We start from the raw sequence: 14,860 nt of genomic DNA on the forward strand, positions 1-14,860 counted from the left end.
CCTCGTCGCAGGACTTCGCATGTTCCCCACCGTGCGCCGCTCGCTGGCTGTTGCGCTTGCACTCGCGTGTCTTTCGTTCACTGCACTGGCGGCCCCGCCAGCGGCCGCTCCTGCAGCGGCCAGCCCGTTCGACCCGCTGGCGCTGTTCGCGCCCTTGCAGCTGCCCGATGCGCCCAACGCGTATCGCGGCGGCAGCGGTAAGCCGGGGCCGCTGTTCTGGCAGAACCGGGCCGACTACGACCTCAGCGCGCAGATCGACCCGGCCACCCACACCCTCACCGGGGAAGCGGCGATCCGCTACACCAACCACAGCCCGGACACGCTCGACGTGCTGTGGCTGCAGCTGGACCAGAACCGCTACCGTGCCGACGCGCGTGCTGCCGTCAGCCGGCCATCGCGCCGCTCCCAGACCACCGAGGGCATGCAGATCGCCAGCGTCGAGGTGGACAGCGGCGGGCGCCGACAGGCGGTACCGTTCTTGGTGGACGACACGCGCCTGCGCGTGGACCTGCCGCAGCCACTGGCCGGGCAGGGCAAGGCGCTCACCGTGCATATCCGCTACCGCTACCGCATTCCCGGCACCTGGGGTGGGCGCACGGCGGTGAGCAACAGCAAGCAGGGCGAGATCTACGAGATTGCGCAGTGGTACCCGCGCATGGCCGTGTACGACGACCTGCGTGGCTGGGACACGCAGCCGTATCTGGGCTCGGAGTTCTATCTGGAATACGGCAGCTTCGACTACGCGGTGACGGTGCCCGACGGATTTCTGGTGGCCGGCTCCGGCGCGCTGACCAATCCCGATGAGGTGCTCAGCCGTACCGAACAGCAACGCCTGGCCCAGGCACGCGGCAGCGATCGTACCGTGCTGATTCGCACGCCCGCCGAGGTAGCCGCGCGTGCTGCGGCGCCGGCAAGCACGCGCACGCGTACCTGGCGGTTCCACATGGACACCACCCGCGATGTGGCCTTCGCCGCGTCGCCGGCCTTCGTGTGGGATGCCGCGCGTATCAATCTGCCCGATGGCAAGCAGTCGCTGGCGATGTCGGTGTATCCGGTGGAAGGCGTGGGCGAGGCGAAATGGAACCGCTCCACCGAGTACGTCAAAGGTGCGATCGAGCATTTTTCGCAGTGGTACCCATACCCGTGGCCGGCCGCGATCAACCTGGGTGGCTACGGCGCGGGTATGGAGTATCCGGGCATCGTGTTCGACGGGTTCGACGATGGCGGCAAGGACCTGTTCTGGATCACCGCACACGAGATCGGCCACACCTGGTTCCCGATGATTGTCGGTTCCAACGAGCGCCGGCATGCCTTCATGGACGAAGGGTTCAACACCTTCATCGACGTCTACGCATCGGATGCCTTCAACAAGGGCGAATACGCCCCCAAGCGCGACTCGGAATATGCGCCCAAGGGCGGCAACCCGGTGGACGAAATCTTGCCGTTGCTGGCCGACGCCAACGCACCGACCTTGATGGACACCGCCGATGCCACCAGCGAGACCTACCGCCACCCCTTGACCTACTTCAAGGGTGCGCTGGGCCTGGTGTTGTTGCGCGAACAAATCCTGGGGCCTGCGCGCTTTGATCCGGCCTTTCGCAAGTACATCGCCACCTGGGCGTTCAAGCATCCGACACCCTCGGATTTCTTTCGTTTGATGGAAAGCGAAAGCGGCGAGGACCTGAGCTGGTGGTGGCGGGGCTGGTACTTCAACAACTGGCAGCTGGACATGGGCATCAGCGAGGCGCACTACGTGGACCAGGACCCGGCGAAGGGCGTGCAGGTCACCCTGCGCAGCCGGCAGCGGCTGGTGATGCCGGTCACGCTGCGCGCGGACCTGGCAGACGGCAGCCATCTGGACCGGCGGGTACCGGTGGAAGCCTGGCTGCAGCAGACCGCACCCAAGCTCACGCTGGCGACTACGCAGAAAGTACTGCGCGTGCGCCTGGACCCAGACCATGCACTGCCGGATGCGGCACGTGCCGACAACACGCTGGAGCTTGCCCGCTAGGCGCCAGCACCGCCGCCGTCGCGCGCATTGCTGCGCGCTTTTTCCTGACGGCACGCACTGTTGAGCAAGGCCACAACGGCGCAATCGATTGCAGCGATTGCGCCGTTGTCGTGCGCGTCATGCAGCAACGCCACCGTTTGCACGTAGCGCTGCGCACGCGGGTTGCGGCTTGCACCGTTGCGCGTTTCTCCGATAAGCGATCTATACACCCGGCCACGTTGGCAGGGCGCTTGCGCAAGTGTTGGCATGGTCACGCCTGCAACGGTTATGCGGCCTGTTTTCAGCGCGTTTTGGCGGTGTGTTTTCGAGGCGTGCTTGGTAACGCTTACAGCCACGCCGTTGTTGAAGCTGCGCTGCGGGCTCAAGCGCAGCGCTTTTTGCAGGCCCGGTCGGGTTGTTAAAGATTTGCTGCAACGCACGGTGACAAGCGCTGTGGCCGGTGACTAGGCTGCGCCGCGTGTTAGCGCTATCACGCCGGCGGCCATTGCAGAGCAGGGCCACTGGCGCAGTCATCAGCTGGAACGGATCAGAGGAAGTCGCCGTCGTACGCGATGGGCAGGACACGACTGGCTCGGGGGATCCGTCGTTGGGTTGCACCGCAGGGGATCACAGAACTTGCTGCAGGCAGTTCGCCAGGCATCCGCAGGGATGCCGGCAAAGACAGTGGCGGTGTCGCATGTCGCGCGCACGGCCGTGGGCAGTTGCACACCACCCGAGGACACATCGATGCGTCGTACGTTGAAGAGCTTCAAGTCGAAGGCCATGTTCACCTTCGTTGGCGGTTTGCTGGTCATCAATCCCGCCTTTGCGCAGGACACGACGCCGCAAGCACCGCCGCCACAGTCCAGCAGCGACGCTGCCACCACGCTCGACACCGTCAACGTCACCGGCATCCGCAGCAGCCTGGACCAGTCGATGGGCATCAAGCGCGACGCCGCCGGCGTGGTGGATGCGATCAGCGCTGAAGACATCGGCAAGTTTCCGGATACCAACCTGGCCGAGTCGTTGCAGCGCATCACCGGTATCTCGATCGAACGCCGCGATGGCGAGGGTGCGCAGGTCACCGCGCGTGGCTTCGGCCCGCAGTTCAATACGGTCACGCTCAACGGGCGCTTGATCCCGGGTGCGGACGCCTTCGGCGCACCGGGCCAAACGCCAATCGGCGGCGTAGACGTGGGCACGCGCGCGTTCAACTTCGCGCAGCTGGCCTCTGAAGCGATCACCGGCATCGAGGTCTACAAGACCAGCCGCGCCACGGTGCCCAGCGGCGGCATCGGCGCCACCATCAATATCCAGACCGACAAGCCGTTCAACCATTCCGGCGTGGTGGCCAATGCCGGCTCTAAGATGGTGTCTGACCGCTCGCAGCCATTCGGCGATTCGCTCACCCCCGAAGTGTCGGGCATCTTCAGCTACACCAACCCCGACAAGACCTTCGGTATCGGCCTGAGCGCCAGCTACCAGAAGCGCCATGGCGGCTCGGTGCAGGCCACCGAAAACACCTGGAATATCCAGCGCTGGACCGGCACCGATCCCGCGCTGCGTCCGGATGCGGTGGTGACCAACGCACCGGCGATCGGCCAGCTGTACGGCATGCCCAATGACCTCCGCTACGCGTTCGCCGACTTCCAGCGCGAGCGCATGAATGGCCAGGCGGTGATGCAGTTTGCGCCCACCGATAGCCTGACCTTGACCCTGGACTACACCTATTCGTCCAATGAAATCCGCGAGGAGCGTGGCGAGCAGGGCATCTGGCTGCAGCGCGCCAACAGCTTCACCGACCTGACCTTCGATACCGGCCAGGCCGTGGCCACGCCGGTGTATCTGCGCGATGTGCCCAGTGGTGCCAAGGACTTCGGCATGGAGCAGCAGCGCAACGAGCAGAAGTACACGCTCGGCTCGCTCGGCTTCAACGCGGACTGGCAGGTGAGCGACCGCTTCCAGCTGAGTTTCGATGCGCACAACTCCAAGACCAAGAGCCTGCCCAACGACCCGGTCACCGGCGGCAGCGCCACCTATTTCAGCCTTGCCGGGACCAACAACTGCGCCAGCGGCCCGCTGTGCGGCGGGCAGTGGGGCCAGGAGTTGTGGTTCAACAATTCGCTGCCGATCGGCGCACGCACCTGGTACCCCACCGCGGCCGATTCGCTGGCCGGCACCAATGGCGTGGTCAACCCGGACTTCACCGCGGGCAACCTGGGCTCGCAGGTGTTGCGCATCTACTACCAATCGCAGGTGACCGAGATCAAGGAAGGGCGTGTGGACGGCACGTTCGACTTCGACGACGGCCGCTTCCAGTTCGGCGTGAGCTCGGCCAATACCAAGATGAACCGGCTCACCAGCGACACCAACTCCACGCTCGGTGACTGGAGCGTGGCCAATGCCGGCAATGAGCCGGGCATGGTGGCGTTGCTGCAGCCGGTCAGCATCACCGGCATGTTCAAGGACTTCAATGCCAATGGCGCGGCGCCCAGCGCCTGGCGTGGCGATGCCGACCAACTCGCGTTGTGGGGTGGCAGCCAGTACGGCGCCACCACGCGCTACAACCCGCAATACAGCGCCGATAACCAGGTGGAAGAGAAGACCCGCGCGGCGTACGTGCAGCTGGAATTGCAGGGCGATATCGCCGGCATGACCACCAATACGCGGCTGGGCCTGCGCTACGAGCGCACCGATGTGGAATCGGTGTCGCAGGTGGCCACGCCAACCGGTTTGCTGTGGCAGTCCAACAACGACTTCCAGCTGGTCCGTTCGGCAGAGCTGCAGCCCTTCAGTGAAAAGACCAGCTACAACTACATCCTGCCCAATCTCGATTTCAGCATCGACATCACCGACCAGCTGAAGGGGCGTGCCTCGTTCGGCCAGACCATTGCGCGCGCACCCTACAACAACCTGATTGCCGGGCCCACGCCCAACACGCCCAACGGTTCGATCCTGATCAACCCCTCCAACCGTGCCGGTGGCGACTCGCAGAACCCGCAGCTCGATCCGCTGGAATCGGACAACCTCGACCTGGCGCTGGAGTGGTACTTCGCCGACGCCAGCTATGTGTCGGCCACGTTCTGGAACAAGCGCGTCAGCAACTTCATCGGCAACACGGTGTCGCGCGAATCGCTGTACGGGCTCACCGACCCTACCTCCGGGCCGGATGCGCAGGCGGCGTTGGCCTTCCTGCAAAGCGGTGCCTGCGCAGCCCAGGTGGGTGCGTCCGGCAATGACGTTGCCGCGGCGTGTTCGGCCAACGACACCTCGCTGTTCGCGGCCATGGCGTTGTTGCGCAACGCCGCAGCCACCGGCGGCCTGGGTGCCTACAACGGGAGCTCCGCGCAGAGCCTGGCGCTGGAGAACGCCTACGACATCACCGGCAACAGTAGCGACCCGCTGTATCAGTTCGATGTCTCGCGGCCGATCAACCAGAACAAGGCCAATATTCATGGCTGGGAACTGGGCGGGCAGTACTTCTTCGGCAGCAGTGGCTTCGGCATCTACGCCAACTACACCATCGTGGAAGGCGATGTCGGCTTCGACAACACCGTGATCGACCGCGACCAGTTCGCCTTGCTGGGCTTGAGCGACACCGCCAATGCCATGCTGATGTACGAAAAGTACGGCTTCAGCGCGCGTCTGGCATGGAACTGGCGCGACGAGTATCTGATCGCCGCCAACCAGGACAATTCCAACCGCAACCCGTACTACGTCGAGGCATATCAGCAGTGGGACCTCAGTGTCAGCTACGCCTTCAGCAAGCAGCTGTCGATCGGCTTTGAAGCCATCAACCTGACGGGCGAGGACGTGCGCTGGCACGGGCGATCGGACAAGCAGATCATCCGCCTGATCGACCAGCAACCGCGCTATACGCTGGGCGTGCGCTACGCGTTCTAACCGCGGATGGGGCGCAGTTGCCGGTCTACGGCAGCTGCGCACTGCGCTTGCCGCACCGCTTGAGGCCGGTGCGTCAATGCGCCTCGCCTGGCGAGCGTGCTGCGCGTGCCGCACGCGGATGCGGTGCGTGCACGTCTGCAGCTGCATGGTGCTGTGCGGCTTGCCGGCGGCGCGCTTTTTCGCAATGCTCGCCTGCAGCAGACGCTTGATGCAGCGGCCGCTCCACCGCCGCCTTGCAGCGGAGAGTGCCGGGCAGGCCACTTACCCGCCGGAGTTTCGATGACGCGATACGCAGTGCTCAACAATGTGGCGCATCACGATGTGCGCGTCATCCTGCAGTTCGGGGCGCAGTTTGGCGATGCGGTTGGCCTGGTGCCGGCCTTCGTCACCGAATTTGCCGAGTTGCAACGCGAATACCCGCTGTTCTTTCGCAAGGATCCCGCCAGCGGCGCGTACCAGGCTGTGGCGGTGCTGGGCTTTGCGCACGACGAGAACCTCTTCCTGCAGGACCAACGCTGGAATGCCAGCTACCTGCCGGGAATCACTGCCAAAGGGCCATTTTTGATCGGCTTCCAGGAGCAGCGCATCGATGGCGCGCTGGTACAGGAGCCGGTGATCCATGTCGACCTGGAGCATCCGCGCCTGAGCCGCACGGACGGCGAGCCGGTGTTCTTGCCGCAGGGCGGCCATAGCCCGTATCTGCAGCACATCATCGATGTGTTGCGCGGCATCCGTGATGGCATGGATGCCGGGCAGCCGATGTGCGCGGCGTTCGATGCGCTCGGGTTGATCCAGCCGGTGCGGCTGGACATTACGCTGGACGCCAACCACGCCGCGCATCTGGACGGGCTGTATGCCATCGATCGCGAACGCCTGGCAGCCCTCGATGCGCCTGCACTGCATCAGTTGCATCAGGCCGGCTACCTGGAAGGTGCCTTCCTGATGCTGGCCTCGCAGCACAATCTGCGCCGCTTGATGGCCGAAAAACAGCGTCGTCTGCAGCAGGCCACCACCACACTCGCCGCCGCGCACGCGTGAGCCCACGCAGATGACCACGCCGTTCGACGCCATGGCACCAATCGCCGAGCGCAGCGATTGCACGGCCGATGCGCTGCCGCTGGCCGCGCTCTGTGCCGCGGCGGAGCCGGTGGTGTTGCGCGGGCTGGCACGCGACTGGCAGCTGGTGCAGGCCGGCCAGCGTGGCGATGCCGAGGCAATGGCCATGCTGCGCAGATTCGACCGTGCGCAGCCGCTGCAATATTCGTATGGCGGCCCGGAGATTGCCGGGCGCCCGTTCTACACCGACGACGCCACCGACCTCAACTTCGAAGTGCGCCGTGGCAGCTTGAGCAGCGTGCTGGAGGCGATTGAAGCGCATCGCAACGATGCGCCGCCGCCCACCTATTACCTGGCCTCGCTGCCGGTCGATGACTACCTGCCCGGGCTGCGTGCGGGCAACGACCTGGACATGCGCGCCAGCGGCAGCAACGTGCAGCCGAGCATCTGGATCGGCAACCGCGTGGTCGCCTCGTGCCACTACGACGTGCCGAATAATCTCGCCTGCTGCGCGGTGGGGCAGCGGCGCTTCACGCTGTTTCCGCCAGAGCAGATTGCCAACCTGTATCCCGGGCCGCTGGAGCCGACGCCCGGCGGGCAGGTGGTGAGCATGGTGGACCTGGCCGCGCCCGATCTGCAGCGCTATCCGCGCTTTGCGCAGGCGTTGCCGCATGCGCGTACCGCCGTGTTGCAGCCGGGCGATGCGGTGTTCATTCCCAGCATGTGGTGGCACCACGTGATGGCGCTGCAGCCCTTCAACGTGCTGATCAATTACTGGTGGGGCAGCATGCCCGCGCATGTGCCCGCACCGATGCCGGCGCTGTATCACGCGCTGTGGGCCATTCGCGACCGGCCCGCCGCGGAAAAAGCCGCCTGGCGCTCAGTGTTCGATTACTACGTGTTCGGTCCGGCCGAGCAGGCTGGCGCGCATCTGCCCGAGGCCGCGCGGCAGGTGCTGGGCACCATCGACCCGGCGCTCGCGCGGCAACTGCGCGCACTGCTGATCGCCCGGCTCAATCGCTGATCAGGTTCACTTTTCACCCTTCTTCGAGGAACACGCAGTGACGCAGGCACGCATTCGCAAGGTTGTCATTGCCGGCGGTGGCACCGCCGGGTGGGTTGCCGCCGCCGCGCTGGCGCATCAGTTTCGCGGGCTGCTGGAGATCGTGCTGGTGGAGTCAGAGCAGATCGGCACGATTGGCGTGGGCGAATCCACCGTGCCACCGATCCGCGCGTTTCATCGCTTCCTGCAGATCGACGAGCAGGAATTCCTGCGTGCGGTGGCCGGCACCTTCAAGCTGGCCATCTCTTTTGAAGATTGGCAAGGCCAGGGTGATCGCTACATCCACCCGTTTGGCAGTACCGGGCAGGGCACGCTGGTGTGCGCCTTCCACCACTTTTGGCTGGAGGCGCAGCGGCGTGGCATGCACAGCGGCTTCGACGAGTACTGCCTGGAAGCGCAGGCCGCGCGTGCGGACCGCTTCGCGGTGCTGCAGCAGCCCGCGGTGAACTATGCCTACCATCTGGATGCCGGCCTGTATGCGCGCTTTCTGCGCACCCACGCGCAGCGCTATGGCGCCACCCGCATCGAGGGCAAGATCCAGCAGGTGCGCCAGCATGCCGATAGCGGCTTCGTCGAGGCGCTGGTGCTGGAAGACGGGCAAGTGGTCGAGGGCGACCTGTTCATCGATTGCACCGGTTTTCGCGGGCTGCTGATCGAGCAGACCCTGCACACCGGCTATGAAGACTGGAGCCATTGGCTGCCCTGCGACCGTGCAGTTGCGGTGCAGACCGAATCGGTGGAGCCGCCGGTGCCGTATACACGCGCGATTGCGCATGCGGCCGGCTGGCGCTGGCAGATTCCGCTGCAGCATCGCGTGGGCAACGGGCTGGTCTACGCACGGGCGCACCTCTCCGACGATGAAGCCAGCGCCATGCTGTTGGCAGCGGTGCAAGGCACGCCACGGCGCGACCCGATGCTGGTGCCGTTCGTCACCGGCCGCCGGCTGCAGACCTGGAACAAGAACGTGGTGGCGCTGGGCCTGGCGAGCGGTTTCGTGGAGCCACTGGAATCCACCAGCATCCATCTGGCGATCGTGGCGGTGATGCGCCTGATCACGCTGTTCCCCGCCGATAGCATCGCGCAACCGCAGGTGGACCTGTTCAACCGCATCAGCCGCGCCGAAGCCGAGCACGTGCGCGATTTCGTGATCCTGCATTACCACGCCACCCAGCGCGAGGAGGCGCTGTGGCGGCAATGCCGCGCGATGGAATTGCCGGAATCGCTGCAGCTGCGCCTGCGTGCATGGCGCGAGGGCGCCCATGCTTGGCAGGATGGCGACGAACTGTTCCGTGTCGATTCCTGGACGCATGTGCTGCTCGGCCAGCGCGTTGCGCCCGCGCAGCATCATCCGTTGACGCGCGCCTTGCCCGACCAGCATCTGCAGCAGTTGCTGGATGGCATCCGCCAGCCACTGCAGCACGTGGTGACACAGCTGCCGACCCAGCAGGCGTTTATCGACAGCTACTGCAAGGTGGATCAAAGCACCTGGGGCTGACGGACAGCAGGGTCGTTACGCTGTAAAGCCGTCACGCAGCGGAGCGGCCAGCCAGCGCCGCTGTCGCTGTTTCGGTTATTCGCTGAGGCAGCGTTGCAGGTCATCGCGTTCAGCGGCCAACCGCGCACCGATGGTGGCGCAGGTCTGGGCGTGGGCAGCGGCTGTCTGGCATGCGGCGTGGACGCTATCCAGGCGTGCGTCCATGACGCGGTCCTGCTCATACACACACGCACTTGCCTCGGCATCCGGGTACAGGTGCGGCGGTACTTCAATCCATCCACGGCCATACCAGGGCGAGAAGCGGACAGACCGCCTCACCTGCGCCTGCGCCACGGTTGCCTGCAAGCGCGGGAAGGTGGTCAGCATCGATGCCGCCAGCAGGGCGGGCTCGGTGAGCCTGGGGACTTCGGTGAAGCCGGGGGCAGCAGCTGTAGGTGCACCCGCAGTTCCGTTGCGCTGGTGTCGGTACCGATAGGCCCCTCGCGCACCACGATGCCGGTCACGGTGTAATTGCCGCCGTGCGTGAATAACTGCGGTGCCGCGACATGCAGCGACGCACCGGGACGGGACGTGCCGGCACGACGCCCGCCGCACGCAGCTGATCAAGCGACTGCAACGGAACGCGCGCCTGCACAGCAAGGTCGCAGTCGCGTCTACTCGGGATGCTCAACGCAGGCGTTGCACAAACTCGCTCAGTGGCGCTGACCGATAGAAGGCCATGCACTGCGCAAAGATCCGGTTGTACGGCCCCAGCCGCTGCTCGTCCTTCATTGGCACCTCGGCGCGGTGGAAGTCGGCCGTCTGTTTTGCGACGAACTCGTGCAAGCGCGCAGTGGCCCCGGCCCGTGCGTTGTCGAGCGCGTAAGTGGTGGTCAGGAACGAGCGGTCGCGCAACTGGTCTTCGGCATATTTGCCTGCGCGTTGGTAATTGGCATCCAGGCACAGCTGCAGGGCATAGGCCTTGACGTCCTCGCTGTTGGCGGGCTTGGCTGCGGCCATGGCCGGCGCAGCGGTTGCGCCCAAGACCAGCACCAGCGTGGCAACGGCAGAGAAAGGGGAAGAGTGGCGCATACGCGTCCTTGGCTGAGCGGGGCCAACAGTGTGCATGATCGGCACACACACGTGGAGTGTGCAGGCCGTTGCACGCACGTGGCAGGCCATGCCGAAACACAAGACCACGTTAGCGCGCCGCGATGGTGCCGCCCGTGCGCGGCAGCCTCGTCTACGTGCTCGTGGCATCGGCTGGACGTGGGTTTAATCGGCCCGGATCAACACTACGCCTACGGTATTTCTGCCGTGTTCCACACAGTTGAGGAGTACACCAATGGCTGATCAAAACACCAGCAACCGTGGTTTCGCATCGATGGACGAAGACAAGCAACGCGAGATTGCGAGCAAGGGCGGCAAGGCCGCACACGCCAGCGGCAATGCACACGAGTTCGACTCCGAAGAAGCCAGGGAAGCCGGCCGCAAGGGCGGTGAGTCGGTGAGCCAGGACCGCGAGCACATGGCCGACATCGGCCGCAAGGGTGGCGAGAACAGCGGCGGCGGCAACCGCTGAGTCGGCACTGCTGGCAGCGGCACGGGTGCGCCTACCCCGTGCCGCCGATGGGTTAGGACGCGCTGTCTCGGCAGCGCAACCATGCGGAAAAGAAAGCGGGATGGTGTGGGGTGATGGCTGCTTCGCCAGCCGCCACAGGCCGCATGTACCTCTCAGTGACGAATCGCACCGCGCTTCAGCGCTGCACGATGACCGGTACCGCGTAACGCAGCATGCCAGGGCGATAGGTGCGCGTGCCTAGTGTGCGTAATGCCATGATTTCGCTGCACAGCGCAGTGCGTACTTCGCGCGCGGTCATGCCACTGATCTCCAGCGTGCTGATCAAGGCGGCAAAACCGTCCCAGAAGGCGCTTTCGTTTGCACGATGCAGCTCGCTCAAACGCCAGAGCTCGGCAAGCGCGTGCGCCAGGTCTCGACATCCTGTTGTGTCCGTCATGCCGGCTCTCGCCACGCAATGGAGCGCTGAGCCTAGCACCGCCGCGGATCGGCGCCGATACCGAAGGGTGCCTGCAGGCGTGCCATCACGCATTCAGATGCGAAGTGTGTGCACTGTGCTGCATGAGGTCGCTGCCCGCTGCCCGCTTCACCGATGCGAAGAGACCGTCTTCTTTCGTCGCCGTTTACACGGCTCTACGCACTGCGCCAACACGGCCCACGCGATGGTGAAACCGGCTCATCACTGGAGTAGCCTATGGTCGACAACGACCTGCACCGCCAGCAACACCGCGATGTCATCGTGATCGGTGGATCGGCTGGGGCCGGCGAGGCGTTGCGGCGCCTGTTGGGTGCGCTGCCAGCGCAGACGCCTGCCGCCATCCTGGTGGTGCTGCACATGTCGGCGCATGGTCACGGCATCATGCGCACGGTCAGTGCCGGTGCCAACGGCATTACCGTGGTCGAGGCCGCCGATGGCATGCGCATCGAACCGCACACGCTCTATGTCGCGGTGGCCGACCGTCACCTGATGGTGGCCGACGGGCGAATCGTGCTGGGCACCGGCCCGCGCGAAAACATGTCACGGCCGTCGATCGACGCTTTGTTCCGCTCGGCAGCGGTGGCCTTCGGGCCCAGAACGGTGGGGGTGCTGCTATCGGGGATGCTCAACGATGGTACCGCGGGTCTTGACGCGATTCACGCCTGCGGGGGCACGGTGCTGGTGCAGGATCCTGGCGAGGCGGTGGCCAGCGACATGCCACTGAGTGCACTGCAGCGCGTGCCCGCCGATGCCGTTCGCAGCAGCGCCGAGTTGGGCGGCCTGATTGCGGAACTGGCGCAGACAGCGGCAGGGCCGGCGCAGGTGATCACCGATGCATTGCGTCTGGAAGTGGCGATCGCACGCGGTGCATTGACCACGACCGACGACACCGCGCAGATCGCCACGCCGGTTGCAATGAGTTGCCCGGCCTGTGGCGGCGTGCTGTCGCAGATATCGGAGAGTTGCGTGCTGCGGTTCCGCTGCCAGGTCGGGCATGCCTACACAGGCGAGAGTCTGCTGTCGGCCACCGAAGGGTCGGTGGACGAGGCCCTGCGCATTGCCTTGCGCATCATCGACGAGCGGGCCACCTTGGTGGCGCGGATGGCCGATTCCAACACCCGTGCGCAACCGAATACCGCAGCGATGTACCGCCATCGCGCGGACGAATACCGTGGCTATGCGGACACCTTGCGCAAGGCGTTGCTGCGCAAATCGCCGCTCGCTGCGGCGGTGGAACCCTCAGAGTGAGCCCGCATTAGCGGTAACAGCTGGCTGTCGCGTTGCACGACATGCCTAACAACCACTTATGCATCGCCTGGCAAGACACCGAGCCACGCAAAGGTGCACGTCTTCAAATAGACGCGTGCGCGACCACAAGGATCGCGCACGCAGCACTGCTACACAGTCGCTCGACCCTCCATCAGGCCTTACGGGCCCAGGAAGGTGGAGATGGTGGAATACACATCCGAGAACCGCGAGTAATAATCCGGGTCGCTCTGCGCGGTGCAGTACGAATACCCACCATACAGGCCGCCCCGCAGCTGGTAGGCGCCACCACTGGCGACGGTGAACAAGGCCGAGCCCGACGAGCCGCCCTCGGTTACACCATCGTTCCAGACCACGCGGTAGAGCGGGGTCTTGCCATCGATGGAGGTGTTCAGCCCGGTGACCGAGCCCAGCGAGTACTTCTTCACGTCGCCAGAGGGGTGATGGATGCCGACGATCGACGTGCCGGTGGCCCCGATGGCCGCGCTATTCCACGCCGCGTAGAACGCGCCGCTGGGCGGTGCGGTCTTGAGCTCCAGCAAAGCGGTGTCACGCGTGGTGTTGGCATGGCGCAGGAACGCACCGCCGGTCAACGTGGTGGCCTGCGCACTGGCGGTATTGCCGTTGCAACTGGCTGCATCGTAGAACCAGTAGGTCTGTAGCGAATTGGCCACCGTCTGCGTGCTGATGCAGTGTGCGGCGGTCCAGAACAGATTGCGCTTGGGCGTGTTGGTGTTGTTGAGCAAAGTGCCCGTGCACAGGAACGAGCCCTGGCTGGTGGTGAACACCATGCGCGCCACGGCCTTGGACGCACTGGTGAAACCGGCGGTGGGGTTGGCGCGGCAAACGATGTCGTTCTGGCAGGAATCGCTCTCGCCAATGGCAATGGTCATCATATCGCGCGGGTTGGCGGTGGGGCTGATGTCCAGGTGCGACAACTGCGGCACCGACAGGCTGAAGTTCTGCGGGTATTGCCCAGCCGGCAGCGACAGCTCGACCAGCAAGGTGTCGCCGTTGACCGTCGGCGACCAGCCGATGTCATTGCCGCTGGTGCTGAAGCTGGTACCGGATTGCTCGAACACGCGACCATCGTCGCCGGCAAAACGCAGCGTCACCTTGGACGGGTCGCCCGGCGTTGCGCCGGCCCCCCGCAGCACCAGCGAGGCGCGCAATGCAGCGGCCTGCGCAGAGCTGAGCGTCAGCGTTGCCACGCGGCCGCCATCGCTGGTCATCTGCCAATCCAGCTTGGACAGGTTGACCAGTGGTTGCGTCACCGCTCGCGAGAAACCGATCTGCAACGGCAGCCCGTGCTTGACCTGCGCAATGCGACGCTCGCGCACGCGTGCCAGTTCGCTGCTGCCGGGTGCAGCCAATTGCGCAACACGGGTTGGCAGCACGCCACCACGCAGGCTGGCCGACTGCAGCTGTGCGGCACCCAACTTGGCGGCTTGCGGCGCCGTGGTCACCGGCGCGGCGTCCATTTCGGTCGGCGGCGCTGCCAGCGCCGTGCCGGAAAGTGCGGAGAACAACGCGAGATACAACGCATTCTTGCGATTCATGGATAGTCCTTCTCGTCAGGGAACGCTGGGCAACGGCGGGGGCCGTGGTCCGCGTGCGCCATCGATGGCGCGTCACGAGACTAGCGAAAGTTCAACTCTGAATATGTGCTTAAAATCTCTTTCATGAAGTGACTTTCACGAAAATGTGCGATCTGGCGCGTTGTATCGATGGTTGCCGCTTCAAACGGCAGTCCTTACCGGTGCTCGGTTGAATGCTTGAGCGCAGCGCGGCACGCGAACGTATGCAATTGCGCGACGCAACATTGAGTGTCGCCATGCTGCGCGACGGCGTAGCGGCATCTGCAGGCGGTGGCGTGCGCAGCACTGAGCAGCACGCATGACATCATCTGTACGCATTGCGTGCGGCATCCGCATGGAGACGCATGGCGCAGTCCATGCGCTGCATTCAACGTCGAAGATGGCGCGGTAGCTTCGACGTGCGCTCACCGCACGTACGCATGCACGCGCACACGCGCAGGCACGCACGCAGCA

At 65.0% G+C, this 14,860-nt stretch carries 11 protein-coding genes and 1 pseudogene; 7 read left to right on the forward strand and 5 right to left on the reverse strand.

The genetic code is table 11. From position 1 onward, the window contains the following. Positions 1 to 19: 19 nt before the first annotated feature. Positions 20 to 2,011, forward strand: coding sequence for a M1 family metallopeptidase (locus ACCQ09_RS06470; protein WP_040940910.1), 1,992 nt, complete (start codon positions 20 to 22; stop codon positions 2,009 to 2,011). Here the strand turns inward: ACCQ09_RS06470 and ACCQ09_RS06475 are convergent. Beyond that, positions 2,008 to 2,376: a hypothetical protein gene (locus ACCQ09_RS06475; RefSeq protein ID WP_228428001.1), complete on the reverse strand. Its 369-nt coding sequence runs from the start codon at positions 2,374 to 2,376 to the stop codon at positions 2,008 to 2,010. The genes ACCQ09_RS06470 and ACCQ09_RS06475 overlap by 4 nt on opposite strands. Before the next feature lie 361 nt (positions 2,377 to 2,737). Here ACCQ09_RS06475 and ACCQ09_RS06480 point away from each other — a divergent pair, with 361 nt between their 5' ends. The 4 genes from ACCQ09_RS06480 (at position 2,738) to ACCQ09_RS06495 (ending at position 9,507) form a co-directional block, all read left to right on the forward strand. Continuing rightward, the gene (locus ACCQ09_RS06480; RefSeq protein ID WP_040942267.1) at positions 2,738 to 5,893 is read left to right on the forward strand and encodes a TonB-dependent receptor; all 3,156 of its coding nucleotides are present in this window, start codon (positions 2,738 to 2,740) and stop codon (positions 5,891 to 5,893) included. Positions 5,894 to 6,172: 279 nt separating this feature from the next. Continuing rightward, on the forward strand, positions 6,173 to 6,931 hold the full coding sequence (locus ACCQ09_RS06485; RefSeq protein WP_040940911.1) for a SapC family protein: 759 nt from the start codon (positions 6,173 to 6,175) through the stop codon (positions 6,929 to 6,931). A 10-nt stretch (positions 6,932 to 6,941) separates the two neighbouring features. Beyond that, positions 6,942 to 7,973: a cupin-like domain-containing protein gene (locus ACCQ09_RS06490; RefSeq protein ID WP_012437766.1), complete on the forward strand. Its 1,032-nt coding sequence runs from the start codon at positions 6,942 to 6,944 to the stop codon at positions 7,971 to 7,973. A 37-nt stretch (positions 7,974 to 8,010) separates the two neighbouring features. Beyond that, on the forward strand, positions 8,011 to 9,507 hold the full coding sequence (locus ACCQ09_RS06495) for a tryptophan halogenase family protein (RefSeq protein WP_040940912.1): 1,497 nt from the start codon (positions 8,011 to 8,013) through the stop codon (positions 9,505 to 9,507). Positions 9,508 to 9,582: 75 nt separating this feature from the next. On the opposite strand, the gene ACCQ09_RS06500 is transcribed toward ACCQ09_RS06495, so the two are convergent. Continuing rightward, entirely contained in the window at positions 9,583 to 9,873 is a 291-nt protein-coding gene (locus ACCQ09_RS06500) for a hypothetical protein (RefSeq protein WP_016944126.1), read from the reverse strand. Between the two features lie 300 nt (positions 9,874 to 10,173). Next, positions 10,174 to 10,506 carry a hypothetical protein gene (locus ACCQ09_RS06505; protein WP_225042213.1) on the reverse strand — a complete coding sequence of 111 codons (333 nt, stop codon included), beginning with the start codon at positions 10,504 to 10,506 and terminating at the stop codon, positions 10,174 to 10,176. A 325-nt stretch (positions 10,507 to 10,831) separates the two neighbouring features. Here ACCQ09_RS06505 and ACCQ09_RS06510 point away from each other — a divergent pair. Next, positions 10,832 to 11,041 (forward strand): annotated as a pseudogene (locus ACCQ09_RS06510) (KGG domain-containing protein); the annotation flags it as partial. Between the two features lie 202 nt (positions 11,042 to 11,243). Here the strand turns inward: ACCQ09_RS06510 and ACCQ09_RS06515 are convergent. Next, complete coding sequence (locus tag ACCQ09_RS06515) at positions 11,244 to 11,447, reverse strand: hypothetical protein (RefSeq protein WP_016944124.1); 204 nt, start codon at positions 11,445 to 11,447, stop codon at positions 11,244 to 11,246. Between the two features lie 312 nt (positions 11,448 to 11,759). Between ACCQ09_RS06515 and ACCQ09_RS06520 the strand changes: the two genes are divergently transcribed. After that, entirely contained in the window at positions 11,760 to 12,791 is a 1,032-nt protein-coding gene (locus ACCQ09_RS06520) for a chemotaxis protein CheB (RefSeq protein ID WP_012437770.1), read from the forward strand. 179 nt (positions 12,792 to 12,970) lie between these two features. Here the strand turns inward: ACCQ09_RS06520 and ACCQ09_RS06525 are convergent, their stop codons facing one another. Beyond that, entirely contained in the window at positions 12,971 to 14,368 is a 1,398-nt protein-coding gene (locus ACCQ09_RS06525) for a trypsin-like serine peptidase (protein ID WP_040940914.1), read from the reverse strand. Between the last annotated feature and the right edge of the window lie 492 nt (positions 14,369 to 14,860).

This window comes from Xanthomonas sp. NCPPB 2586 (assembly GCF_041475775.2).
Lineage (GTDB): Bacteria > Pseudomonadota > Gammaproteobacteria > Xanthomonadales > Xanthomonadaceae > Xanthomonas > Xanthomonas campestris.

Coding starts and splice junctions, on each gene's coding strand:
- ACCQ09_RS06520 (WP_012437770.1), top strand. CDS start 11,760: ATGGTCGACAACGACCTGCACCGCCAGCAACACCGCGATGTCATCGTG.
- ACCQ09_RS06480 (WP_040942267.1), top strand. CDS start 2,738: ATGCGTCGTACGTTGAAGAGCTTCAAGTCGAAGGCCATGTTCACCTTC.
- ACCQ09_RS06490 (WP_012437766.1), top strand. CDS start 6,942: ATGACCACGCCGTTCGACGCCATGGCACCAATCGCCGAGCGCAGCGAT.
- ACCQ09_RS06470 (WP_040940910.1), top strand. CDS start 20: ATGTTCCCCACCGTGCGCCGCTCGCTGGCTGTTGCGCTTGCACTCGCG.
- ACCQ09_RS06500 (WP_016944126.1), bottom strand. CDS start 9,873: ATGCTGACCACCTTCCCGCGCTTGCAGGCAACCGTGGCGCAGGCGCAG.
- ACCQ09_RS06485 (WP_040940911.1), top strand. CDS start 6,173: ATGACGCGATACGCAGTGCTCAACAATGTGGCGCATCACGATGTGCGC.
- ACCQ09_RS06505 (WP_225042213.1), bottom strand. CDS start 10,506: ATGGCCGCAGCCAAGCCCGCCAACAGCGAGGACGTCAAGGCCTATGCC.
- ACCQ09_RS06525 (WP_040940914.1), bottom strand. CDS start 14,368: ATGAATCGCAAGAATGCGTTGTATCTCGCGTTGTTCTCCGCACTTTCC.